General features: G+C 36.1%; 9 protein-coding genes. 4 read left to right on the top strand and 5 right to left on the bottom strand.

Annotated features, from left to right (window positions below):
- Window positions 1-71: 71 nt before the first annotated feature.
- Complete coding sequence (locus HNP81_RS13285; RefSeq protein ID WP_084552245.1) at window positions 72-251, top strand: hypothetical protein; 180 nt, start codon at window positions 72-74, stop codon at window positions 249-251.
- 268 nt (window positions 252-519) lie between these two features.
- Here the strand turns inward: HNP81_RS13285 and HNP81_RS13280 are convergent, their stop codons facing one another.
- Both HNP81_RS13280 and HNP81_RS24445 read right to left on the bottom strand, forming a co-directional pair.
- The gene (locus tag HNP81_RS13280) at window positions 520-723 is read right to left on the bottom strand and encodes a hypothetical protein (protein ID WP_182502929.1); all 204 of its coding nucleotides are present in this window, start codon (window positions 721-723) and stop codon (window positions 520-522) included.
- Window positions 724-1,172: 449 nt separating this feature from the next.
- Window positions 1,173-1,514: a hypothetical protein gene (locus HNP81_RS24445; RefSeq protein ID WP_312859679.1), complete on the bottom strand. Its 342-nt coding sequence runs from the start codon at window positions 1,512-1,514 to the stop codon at window positions 1,173-1,175.
- A 559-nt stretch (window positions 1,515-2,073) separates the two neighbouring features.
- On the opposite strand from HNP81_RS24445, the gene HNP81_RS13270 reads away from it, so the two are divergent.
- On the top strand, window positions 2,074-3,471 hold the full coding sequence (locus HNP81_RS13270; RefSeq protein ID WP_028390831.1) for a glycoside-pentoside-hexuronide (GPH):cation symporter: 1,398 nt from the start codon (window positions 2,074-2,076) through the stop codon (window positions 3,469-3,471).
- A 539-nt stretch (window positions 3,472-4,010) separates the two neighbouring features.
- Here the strand turns inward: HNP81_RS13270 and HNP81_RS13265 are convergent.
- Entirely contained in the window at window positions 4,011-5,201 is a 1,191-nt protein-coding gene (locus tag HNP81_RS13265) for an ROK family transcriptional regulator (RefSeq protein ID WP_182502928.1), read from the bottom strand.
- A 267-nt stretch (window positions 5,202-5,468) separates the two neighbouring features.
- Here HNP81_RS13265 and uxaC point away from each other — a divergent pair, with 267 nt between their 5' ends.
- Window positions 5,469-6,872, top strand: coding sequence for a glucuronate isomerase (gene uxaC, locus HNP81_RS13260; RefSeq protein ID WP_028390833.1), 1,404 nt, complete (start codon window positions 5,469-5,471; stop codon window positions 6,870-6,872).
- A 654-nt stretch (window positions 6,873-7,526) separates the two neighbouring features.
- Complete coding sequence (gene gnd / locus HNP81_RS13255; protein WP_182502927.1) at window positions 7,527-8,942, top strand: NADP-dependent phosphogluconate dehydrogenase; 1,416 nt, start codon at window positions 7,527-7,529, stop codon at window positions 8,940-8,942.
- A 352-nt stretch (window positions 8,943-9,294) separates the two neighbouring features.
- On the opposite strand, the gene HNP81_RS13250 is transcribed toward gnd, so the two are convergent.
- Both HNP81_RS13250 and dhaK read right to left on the bottom strand, forming a co-directional pair.
- Window positions 9,295-9,453 (bottom strand): DUF4021 domain-containing protein, encoded by a 159-nt coding sequence (locus tag HNP81_RS13250; protein WP_182502926.1) that lies wholly within the window; start codon window positions 9,451-9,453, stop codon window positions 9,295-9,297.
- 962 nt (window positions 9,454-10,415) lie between these two features.
- Entirely contained in the window at window positions 10,416-12,173 is a 1,758-nt protein-coding gene (gene dhaK / locus HNP81_RS13245) for a dihydroxyacetone kinase subunit DhaK (protein ID WP_028390835.1), read from the bottom strand.
- Window positions 12,174-12,342: the final 169 nt, after the last annotated feature.

The following is a 12,342-nucleotide window of genomic DNA, read 5'->3' as shown; positions in this document are numbered from 1 at the left end:
AATCGTGTTATATTCGATCCAGATGGCAAGATGTATTTCAGCCAAGGAACGGCACGACTAACTCCGGTGTAGTGAGAGTTGATAATAGCCGATGGGTGAAGCAGTATCCGTACTTTCATGATTATCCAGGTTCTATCATTCCACTAGTCGGACAAAATTTTGAAACGGGAAATATTTTATTTAATCAATCAAGTGAACAAGTATGGATAGGAGCATACTCTCCATTCGGTGTCCTACCTATCGGAATATAAAAAAGGATAGTGAAAGCGAGTGGCAGTTATTTTGAGAGCGAATTTTGATGGAACTCAGCTTGAATAGTTTCTTGTAACTAAGGAATCCATTTCCGCTAAAATTTGATCGAAAAAATCGTTTGTTTTACGGTAATCATGGAATGGATGTTCGAGGAAGTCGCGTTGTTGATCAATCTACGGATGAAATTTAATGGATCCGACAAGGAATGTTGTACATTGTACGGCTGGCCCGATTAAACAGGGTGCAACCTGTGGCAAAACGTCTATTTTAACCCGAAGGAATATTACAGCCACTAGAAACACGGTCACCGACTAGAGATGCAGGGTTTCCACCAGTCGTATCTGGTGCCTCACTTCCAAACTCAGCGATTAATACCTCCCCAATTGGACCAAACGAAGGGTTATAGTTAAAATCAAAGCACACTATGGTCGAATGGGGAGTAAATGTAGCGACAGTTTTTGGTGGCTGCATGGGGTGCTCTCCAAACTATAAAGGAGGGTTCACCACGAAACAGGAAAAATTACGACAATTGCTATCAATAGGACTGGGCTTGTAGCAAGTGCAACAGGGGGGCGGCTTGGAACGGCCGATTGATGTTAATTATGGAATACAAAAAAAGGTATATTACAGATTTTAGAATCTTAATACCGACTGGAAGTACTATTCCACTTATTCCGAATACAGGTGTAATTTGGAAGCTAAGAAGATATAATCGGTTTCACCCTTTTAAAAATGATTATGCTAATTTCAACCCAAACCCAGTTATAAAAGATAGCAAATAATAAAATGAAACTAAGTGAAAGAAAAGAAAAAGTTTGAGAAAAAGTAGGGCCTAGTACAGGGAATTCGAAACCGTATAATAAGATAATAATTCCAACAGTTAATAGTGTGGCACCGCTAACAATAATAGTTACCTTTTTTTAAAAAAAATAAAAAGAAGCCCCAGTAGCTATCCCTAACAAACCTGTTGTAAAGGGGAAAATAATAAGTTCACTTGGCTGAAGAATTAGAAGTAATCCGATAGTCAGAAAATAAGAAATAGAACCAAGTGGAATAGAAAGCATGGAGCAAAAAAGGATTGGAGCAGTGGCTAATGGACTAATAAAATAACCAATCCCAGGAAAAAATCCCCCTGCTGATTGAAAGAGGGCGGCTAGACAGGCGAAAAGGGAACTTAACACAAGCCGTTTGGTTTTAGATAGTCTAAGAAAAGTATGTTGTATAGATTTGATCTCATCTGAATTGGATTGTAAAGAATTCATGGGATTCACCTCATTTAGATTTTTTATACACTATATGTGCCATTTCTAAAATATTTGCTGGAATTGATAAATTTAGAAGTACTTTTAATACAAGAATGGTGCACATTAATAATAAGTAGAGATGTAGTATATTTGCTATCAATCCGTTTAATGGGAGCAAAAAGTTAATGGTTATCATAAACAGATGAAGATGTTCCATAAGCCATTTGGACAGAACTACTATCACACAATAACTCTGGGATATCACAGAAGACATAATAATGGTGATGCGTAAGAGCTATCGCACCAAAAAAATTTATTTTTTATATAAAGGGAATACTGGATTAAAAATTCTAAATATAAACCCAAGAAGGAATATTATTTTTCTATAACGCTTACAATTTTTTGTTGACGAATAATGTCGAAGGTGATATTCTACATTTATCATTAATTAGTTAGTTTAATAAACAAATTAATTGATTTAATTTCATTCTAAATTGGGTATTGCTTTTTTATTTAATTTCCTTTGAAAAGGATTACAAACATGAGCAGGTTTAACTGAAAAAGGGGTGGGTTTTTTATGGGAGCACCAACATTAGCATCAAAAACAACAACAGCAACTAGTAAAAAATTAAGTTTAAAAGAGAAAATATCCTACGGTTTGGGGGATGTTGGAAACGGTCTCATGTTCGATATGGGGCAAATCTATCTATTGAAATTTTATACGGATATATTAGGAATTTCAGCATATTGGGCAGGTCTAGTATTCTTAATTTCGAAAATTTTCGATGCTTTCGCTGATGCGAGTGTGGGGGCTTTTGTTGATTCTAGAACGAAAATCTCAAAACGTGGAAAGTTTCGTCCGTTTATTCTTTGGGGTTCCATACCTCTCGCCATCTTAACAGTTGTCTCATTTTTAGCACCGGATTTTTCTGATAATGGAAAAATCGTGTGGGCATTTGGAACGTATATGGCATTTGGACTTGCATATTCCATTGTAAACATTCCTTATGGTTCTTTATCTGCAGCAATGACTCAAAATCCAATCGATCGCGCGTCGCTAGGATCATTTCGAGCAATTGGAAGCCAAATGGCTTTACTGATTGCAGGTGTTTCTGTTATTCCAATTGTTCTTCATTTTTCTGATCATGAAACAGGGTATATCGTTGCCATTTCTATCATGGCTTCACTTGGAGTTATTTTCCATTTTATTTGTTACCGAAACACTAGCGAAAATATTGTGAGAGAGCAAAGAAAAGAAAAAATTCCACTTTCTGTTTTGTTTAAATTATTATTATCTAATAAACCATTAATTGTACTTTGTTTAGTATCATTATTCATGATAGCAGCTACCAATCTTCGTACAGCCGTTCAGCTATATTACTTGGAATATAACTTAAACAATCCAGGGTTAATGGCAATTTTAACTTTTCTAAGTATTGGACTTGCGATTTTGGGATCTATGTTTATACCAGCTCTAGTAAAACGAATTGGGAAAAAGAAAACGTTTGCTCTTGGGCTTATAATTGGTATCACAGCTGATATTGTAAACTTTGTGTTGCCAACTGATACGACAACATTCTTAATTGCATTTTCAATCGGAAGCTTTGGACTTGCTTTTGCTTTAGGTCTTCCTTGGGTAATGGTTGCTGATGCAGTTGACTATCATGAATGGAATTCAGGGGAAAGAACTGAAGGTGTTGTCTATTCATCTTACAGCTTCTTCCGTAAATTAGCACAAGCACTTGCAGGTTTCATTCCAGGGGTTGCGTTAGGATTGATTGCCTATGTTCCTAACGTACAGCAAACTTCAGAAACATTGCTTGGCCTTAAAGGATTGATGTTCATGGTACCTGCAAGTCTCAACATCATTGCACTTATTATCTTATTGTTGTTTTACAAATTGACTGATGAGATATATAGTAAAATCGTCAGTGAATTAAAAGAAAGAAATAACAATAAACCAGATCTTGCATAAGCTTTCTGAATAAATAAAAGTATGATTTGATAATATCTAACTAAAATCCCCTTTTAGCAATTGTGCTAGAAGGGGTTTTTGGTGTAATTAGGAAAAGATTCTCTACCAGAGAATATCAAAGCAATATCCTTCGTTTTTCAAGGTAAATGGAGCTAAAGTGTGATAAGAAATGTCGATTATGCTAAAAGTAGCAGAGTAAATTAAGCTGATAAGGGGGAGGGTGTAAGTTATTACAGAAGTAAATTGAAACTTCAATCAGCGGGTTTTTTCATCCACTATCAAGGCTTCTTCGATTCCTCTAAGCCTTGAGGTGGGGGGACTGCTATTAAATACGGGATAAATTCGATTAAAGCTTTTTAGGTTTTGGGGATATTTATTAATTATCCTCTTACGAGAAAGAAGGTGTCCAATTAAAGGGTCTACCTCAGCAACCATATTATTCAGTTCAAATTAAGCATAAGAATCACTGAACTGTGCAGGTGTGATCGAACTCTTTAAAGCACCTTCCTTTATTATATTCAGGATAAGAGGGGATCAGGCTATATGATTAATTTTGATTTTGGCGTTTCTTCTTCATAGGTTAAATTAAGCATCGGCACATCCAAGAAATGTTTGATGGCAAGTGCACATGCTCCCATAGCGCAAGCTTTTTTTCCAATTGAAGATATCGACAGTTCACGGTAATGACTGATGGAAGATGTAAGATTTTCTTTAAGTCTATTGACGGAATCTGGTAACATTCGAAGGAGTTCACTATATAACACTAATACATCGGGATTATACAGATTAATCATATTGTTTAACCCAATTGATAAATAGTAAATAAATTCTTCAATTTTTGCTAGTACGATCTCATCACCTTCGTTAATCCATTTTTGAATATGGTCATAACTCAGATTCTTGATTTGACGTTCTTCAGACAGTTGCTTAAAAAAACTAGTTTCGGACGCGTATTGCTCCCAACAACCTAAATTTCCACATTTACAAGGTTTCCCTCCAGGTACTACAATCATATGGCCAATCTCACCTGCAAATCCATCGTGACCACGAAAAAACTCACTGTTCATCATCATACCAAGACCGATCCCTGAAGAAAGGCTGGCACTTAATAAGTTGTCTGTTTCATGATGGACATAGACTCGTTCGGCAAACGAGCATAGGTTTGCATTGTTTTCAAGATAAATATTAATGTCTATTTCTCTTTGAAGATCCTTTTTTAATGGGACGTCGCGCCACTGTAAGGATGGGACATATTGAATAACTTCATCTTTCGTAACTAGTCCATGGATACCGATGACAATTCCTACAATTCCATAGAGGCTGTCTGAAAAACTTGTAATAAATGATTTGATTTCAGTAATTAATATATGAAAAATCGTTGTGTATTCTGTAGTATTTATTTCGATAACTTTTGTAGTAATAGGCTGGCCAAGTAGATTTGATAGAGTAAAAGAAATGTGGCCATAGTCAAGGTCAATACCTAACGCGTAGCCTGCTTCACCGTTTATAGAAAGCATAATTGGTTTTCTGCCGACGGCGTAATGTTCTAGTTGCTTTTCAACAATCAGGCCTTCTTCTAATAAAGAAACAGCTTGCGCTGAAATGGTTGCTCTAGTTAAGTCTGTTGCTTTCGAAAGATCTGCTCTGGAAATCATGCCTTCCTCTATGATTTTTCTGATGATTAATGATCGATTAATTTTTTTTATATAAGATGCATCCCCCGTAATCATGCATTTATTCCCCCGTTCATGAGCTGTTTATATGTATGCGTTTTCATTATAACAGTTTTCATAACATTATTCCTATCTATTTTAAGAATATCTTCGATAAAGTGAATTGACGAAATAAAAAAAAAATGATAAATTAGATTTGTAATTAATTTGTTTGATAAACAAATTAATTAGGTGGGATTTTAATAAATATTATTATTGTTTTTTGAAAAGGTTTACAGAGTTACGTTATATAAGTATTAATCACGAAATTTGGAGGGAAAAACGTTGAAGAATTTTTTAGACAAAGACTTTTTATTAGATTCAGCTACTGCAGTAAGTTTATATGAAAATGCAGCCAATCAACTACCGATTTTTGACTTTCACTGCCATTTGGATCCACAAGAAGTGTGGGAAAATAAGCCGTTTGAAAATATAACACAATTATGGCTTGCTGGAGATCATTATAAATGGCGGACTATGCGAATGCATGGAATAGGTGAAAGATTCATTACGGGTGATGCATCAGATTATGATAAATTCGCTGCATGGGCACAAACCGTTCCTCATTTAATTGGCAATCCACTATATCACTGGACGCATATGGAATTAAAGTCTTATTTCGGTATTGAAAAAAGTCTTAGTCCAGAAACCGCACGTGAGATATGGGAAGAATGCAATGAGAAATTGCAACAGCAAGAATACAGAGCAAGAGGATTTATTGAAAAATCAAATGTAAAATTTATCGGAACAACAGATGACCCAGTGTCAACACTTGAATATCATCAGTTATTAAAAGATGATTCAACTTTTACATCAATCATTGCTCCAACGTTCCGTCCGGATGGGGCACTTTTTATAGAACGACCTACTTTTGAAAGTTGGCTTGAAAAATTGACACAAGTATCAGGTTTTGAGTCTGATTCTTTGGATGGCTTATTGAAAGGGCTTAAACAACGGGTTGCATTTTTCCATGAGAATGGCGGCCGCGCATCTGATCATGATATTCCAAAAATGTATTATAAGGAAACATCTAAATCAGAAGCAGAAACGATTTTCAATAAACGAATTAGTGGCGAACAATTGTCAGATGATGAAATCGTCGCATATCGTTCATTCCTTTTAAAAGAACTAGGAAAAATGTATGCTGAAAAACAATGGGTTATGCAGTTGCATATGGGTGCAATTCGTAACAACAACACAAAAATGAAGGAATTGATTGGTCCTGATACAGGTTTTGACTCAGTAGGTGAGGCAAATATAGCAGAAGGATTGTCACATTTCCTTGATGCATTAGAACAGCAAGATGCTTTGCCAAGAACAATTCTTTATAATTTAAATCCAAAAGATAATGCTGTGCTCGCTGGAATGATGGGGAATTTCTACGAAGAAGGTGTCCCTGGGAAAATTCAATTTGGGTCTGGATGGTGGTTTAATGACCACATCGATGGCATGGAAAGACAAATGAAAGATTTAGCTAATGTTGGCGTACTTAGCCATTTTGTCGGCATGCTGACAGACTCACGTAGCTTCCTTTCTTACGAGCGTCATGATTATTTCCGTCGGATCTTATGTAATATCTTAGGTAATTGGGTAGAAGAAGGTAAAGCTCCTAACGATATGACTTTCCTTGAACAAATGGTTAGGAATATCGGATATAACAACGCTGAAAGATATTTCTTGGAAAGATAAATTAAACTTCAATCAGTAGTGGGGGCTTCATCCCCCTCTTATCAACTATGATTCCCTAAAACCTTGAGGTGGGAGGGGACTGCCCGTTAATGCGGGAAAAAATTAAGTTGAGTTAACTTCTTAAAACCGGGCAAATGCCTGGTTTTTTTATGGAGTTTTGGTGTTATGTAGAAGATGGTCCAAAAGGGGTTTACGGTGTTTAAGCTTCCTATGTATGTAACCATATAAAACTAAGAGTACACACATAAAAAAATAAAACTGATTTTCACAAAAATTCTTGTCGAGTTAATTGACTAACAATGAGAAAAGTGTTAAATTATCTATAAATTATTATTAATTTGTTTATTAAACAAATTAATAATACTAGATTTAAATTTAAGTTACTAAAAATGATTGAAAAAGGCGAATTTCAGAAAAATTTTATGTTCACAGGAGAATTTAACGTTAGCGTACAATTAGCTTGGATGAATCACGAGAAGTGGTTGCATACGCTAAAGGTACTGCGGGAACAATTAGCATGTCTGAATGTGAAACTTTATCTAAACTTTATATTAGATATTTCTGTCTTATTCGACCAATTTTATGTAAAATGGTATTAGAGGACTCATATCATGCTTTTTAAAAAAAACTAAAGCGTCAAGAAAGGAATTAGATATGTCAAAACAACAAATTGGAGTAATAGGTTTAGCAGTAATGGGGAAAAATCTTGCGTTAAATATTGAAAGTCGTGGATATTCAGTTTCTGTTTTCAACCGTTCATATGACAAAACAGAAGAGTTCTTAAAGAATGAAGCAGAGGGAAAAAATTTCGTTGGTGCGAAAACAGTTGAAGAGTTTGTTAATTCATTAGAAAAGCCACGTAAAATTCTTTTAATGGTTAAAGCTGGTGCAGCGACAGACGCAACAATTGATTCGTTAAAACCATATCTTGAAAAAGGCGACATTCTTATGGATGGCGGAAATACTTTCTTCCAAGATACAATTAGACGTAATAAAGAACTAGCGCCTACAGGTATTCACTTCATCGGTACAGGAGTTTCTGGTGGTGAAGAAGGAGCGTTAAAAGGACCTTCGATTATGCCAGGTGGACAAAAAGAAGCTTACGAGCTAGTTGAACCAATCTTAACAGCCATTTCAGCTAAAGTTGAAGGCGATGCTTGTGTTACATATATCGGACCGAACGGTGCTGGCCACTATGTAAAAATGGTTCATAACGGAATAGAATACGGGGATATGCAATTAATTTGTGAAGCTTATTTTATTCTTAAAAATGTACTTGGTTTAAGTGCAACAGAACTTCATGATGTATTTGCAGAGTGGAATAAAGGTGAGTTAGACAGCTATCTTATCGAAATTACTGCTGATATCTTTACAAAAGTTGACGAAGAAACAGGTAAACCACTAGTTGATGTGATTCTTGATACGGCTGGACAAAAAGGTACAGGCAAATGGACAAGCCAAAACGCTTTAGATTTAGGTGTTCCACTACCAATTATTACTGAATCTGTATTTGCTCGCTTTATCTCTGCAATGAAAGATGAGCGTGTCAAAGCAAGTAAAGTGTTAACAGGTCCTAAAGTTGAAGCATTTAAAGGTAAAAAAGAAGAGTTAATCGAAGCAGTACGTAAAGCACTTTATTTAAGTAAAATCGTTTCATATGCTCAAGGATTTGCACAAATGCGTGCAGCATCAGAAGAATATGATTGGAATTTAAGCTATGGTGATATCGCGATGATTTTCCGCGGTGGTTGTATCATCCGTGCTCAATTCCTACAAAAAATTAAAGATGCATATGACCAAGATCCTAACTTGGCAAACTTGTTATTAGATCCATACTTTAAAGAGATTGCTGAAAGTTACCAATCTGCATTGCGTGAAGTTCTAACATTGGCTATTGAGAGTGGAATCCCAGTACCATCATTCGCGAGCGCAATTGCTTATTACGACAGCTATCGTACAGAAACTTTACCAGCTAATCTTTTACAAGCTCAACGTGATTACTTTGGTGCACACACATATCAACGTGTTGACAAAGAAGGCGTGTTCCATACAAACTGGATGGGCGAGTAAGTAGGAAAAGAAATGAAAAAAGGACGAAACCTTTAATACATAAGGTTTCGTCCTTTTCTTTTTGTTTGAACCTGACCCTTTTGGGTGCTTGTTGACCAATTTCGTCAACTAATTAAATTTGAATAGATTATCTAATTTTTTAGCTGCTGGTGTAGATGGGGATAATAATGCATTCTGTTCTTGAAAATAACACCAATAACAAGAGATCTTCTGATAGTATAGATAACATTTAATAATTATTTTGACAGGAATACTCTAAAAAAAACAAGAATATACAGTAGACTATAGTATGTAACCAATACATGCATCAATTTTGATGTAAGCATAACTATGCAGCCATGCTTACACAGGTTTAATTTAGTGAATCGTTTTGACGATTTTCAAAATCAGTTTCTGGCATTCCGTATAGACCGTTCATAGCTTGTTCCTCTGGATCAAGACCTACTTCATTAATACTTTGTTGTAGCTCTTTTTTTACATGTGTCTCTTTTTTAGGATCTGGGTTAATCATTTATATCACCTCCGATTATTATAGAGTGGCTAAAAATGAGAGAAATATACTGGTATAAGGAAAGAATATATTCTTTCAATACTAGAGATATGAGGATTGGAAAGAGTAGAGCGTGATGTATCTTCGTAGAACACAAAAAAATCCGGCATTTGACCGGACAAATTAATGGGAAACTCATGAAAAAGCTTGGGGTTTCTTTACCTTTATATCTTACCGAGTAGATGTTACTAAACTATGAATAAATTTTTAAGATTTAAAGAAATGTCATATTAAAGTATCCTACAAAGTAGAACCACCAAATTCACTACTTTATTATGTATCAGCTTTATCTTTAGTTAATTTGATGGTTATGGTCTCATGATTAGCAACAATGAAGCAACAAGAACAATTAAGAAGATTAAAAAATAACTTTTCGTAAATTCTGGATTAATATTATTTGTAGCAGGATGTGGCAATAAGGCAACGATAACGGTAGGTGGAAAAGGAGGTACCACTAAAAGAGGAGCGTGTAGTTAAACATGTTAAAGAAGACACAGCGATTATAGGCACTCTTAAAAAATCGTAATGCTTTATCAAGGATATAATAGGTCTAGCTGGTTCAACTAGTTTTCTAATTATTAATAGTTGTTTTGGTGCTGTTACAACACTAGTGAATGCGGACTGTGATATGATAAATGATTATTAAAAACAGTGGAAAAATCTATTTTTTTTGCATCTAAGAAAATGTGATGAACTTCAATATGTATAGTGTTCGGAGCATATAAAAAAATATAGCGATAACCTTAAAAATAGGTCATAAAAAAACACCTCATAGCATGGTTTTTGTTAATTTGTCGAGAATCACAAAAACCGTACAAAAGAGGTGTCTCCTAGTCGAAAAATGTTCAAAATAAACAATTACAAAATGAACTAACACTGACTTTCAAATAATTACTGATCCTAAAACATCTAAAAAACTGGTATTATCTAAGACTACGGGAGAGTTCAGTAAAAATAACTCCTAGAGCATAGGCGCCAGCATCAGGATAACCTAGGCTTCTTTCGCCAACCGTACCAGCACGGCCCATTCGAGCAACGATTTCCTTTGTGTATTCGGCTCCTTCAACAGCCGCGGCTGCTCCTTTTTCAAAAGCGGACTTAAAGTCCAGGCCAGCAGCTGCACTTTCTGACCAAGAATTTGCACAAGGCACAAGCGCATCCACAAGGGTTTTATCGCCTACCATTGCACCTCTTCCAAAAGATCGCTCGCCAATAAATTGTATTCCCTTGACTGAAGCATGCAACATTTCAGCAAACTCTCCGACTGTTAATTCCATTTTGTCTTCCGTAGCCTTACTAGCAGCTCGGAAAGCTGCGCCCCAAATTGGACCAGAAGCACCTCCACAATGTTCCATAATAATCATAGAGCACGCATCAAGAAAGTTCCCTATATGTAAACGTTCTTGATCCAAGATCGAGCTCCATTCTCGTTTTAATTGCTTGAATCCCTTGGAGATGCTCATCCCAAAATCGCCATCGCCTGCGTGTGTATCCAATTCGCAGAAGGGCACTTCATTCTTGATAATGACTTCACTCATTTTATCTACAAGATAGATGATATTATCTAATGTGATTACCTTATCCTTGATAATAGCGTGTTCTATTGCTGTTTCTGTCTCGAAAAAAACAGGATTCTTTTCTACGGGATCCCCAATTTCAACGTATTCTACACTCTCAATTGGTCCATCTACTCTAAAAGCAGGTGTATTACATTCTCTAGATAGCAATGTTTTCAACTCATCATCTAGTTTCATCACTGTCAGGGAAATTCCGGCCATATCAATACTAGTCATGTAATTACCGACAAATGTTCGATAAATTCGTATATTTCTGCTGTTCAACTCCCGAGTAACGGAATTGTTAAAAAGATAGAGCTCTTGCAATGGTGTACCACCAAAGCCGTTTACTAGGATAGCAATTTCTGAAGGAACATCATCATCTAGTTCTAAATCCTTCAGAAGGTCAGTTGTCATACGTAAGGCCAATTCGTCTGCGGTCGCAACTTTTTCCCGTTTTATGCCCGGCTCTCCATGAATGCCTACACCATATTCCATCTCGTCCTCATTCAATTTGAAAGTGGGCGTTCCATTAGCCGGAACCGTACAGGAGGTTAGTGCTAGACCAATGGTTCGAACATTTGTCGCTGCTTTTTCCGTTACGGCTTTGACCTGCATTAGATCTCTACCTTCTTCTGCTGCTGCTCCTGCTATTTTATGTACCATTACAACGCCTGCAACGCCACGTCGTCCTACCGTGTAGAGACTGTCTTCTACAGCAATATCATCGTCTACTCTGATATATTCTACTTGAATACCGTCCTCGGTAGCTAAGTAGGCTCCATTTTTAAAGTTCATGATATCCCCACTGTAATTCTTAATGATCAGTAGAGTACCTTGTTTGCTTACTGTTGCTTTAATCGCCTGATATACTTGTATCTGTGAGGGGGAAGCAAACACGTCTCCACAAACTGCTGCATCTAGCATTCCTTTTCCCACAAACCCTGCATGTGCAGGTTCATGGCCACTACCACCACCGCTAATTAGGGTCACCTTATTTTCGTTCATTTCTTTTTTCTTTATTACCTTATACTTTTTTAAGAACTCGAGTTCGGGATGGGCCATGACCATCCCATTGCACATTTCTATCACAAGATTTTCAGGTTTATTAATAATTTTTTTCACTTGTTATTCCCCCTTTATTTTACAAACTCGGAAACTTATTAGTTTATTGATTCATAGAGTGGTACGGATATACCTCCTTAAAAAAGGTATAACATATTATTTCGCCAATGTTTTAGGCATCCCTTCTTCATCTTATTTGTCCCTTCCGTATAATTAGGTAAAAAATCAG

Origin of the sequence: Peribacillus huizhouensis (genome assembly GCF_014138605.1) — a bacterium.
In the GTDB taxonomy this organism is placed as follows: Bacteria; Bacillota; Bacilli; order Bacillales; family DSM-1321; genus Peribacillus; species Peribacillus huizhouensis.
The sequence above is the reverse complement of the archived record's forward strand: the minus strand, read 5'-3'. Positions and strand labels throughout refer to the sequence as shown.

Bases quoted from the DNA above. Each gene is read 5' to 3' on its own strand.
- HNP81_RS24445 (WP_312859679.1), bottom strand. From the start codon at position 1,514: ATGAATTCTTTACAATCCAATTCAGATGAGATCAAATCTATACAACAT.
- HNP81_RS13270 (WP_028390831.1), top strand. From the start codon at position 2,074: ATGGGAGCACCAACATTAGCATCAAAAACAACAACAGCAACTAGTAAA.
- HNP81_RS13250 (WP_182502926.1), bottom strand. From the start codon at position 9,453: ATGATTAACCCAGATCCTAAAAAAGAGACACATGTAAAAAAAGAGCTA.
- HNP81_RS13280 (WP_182502929.1), bottom strand. From the start codon at position 723: ATGCAGCCACCAAAAACTGTCGCTACATTTACTCCCCATTCGACCATA.
- gnd (WP_182502927.1), top strand. From the start codon at position 7,527: ATGTCAAAACAACAAATTGGAGTAATAGGTTTAGCAGTAATGGGGAAA.
- HNP81_RS13265 (WP_182502928.1), bottom strand. From the start codon at position 5,201: ATGATTACGGGGGATGCATCTTATATAAAAAAAATTAATCGATCATTA.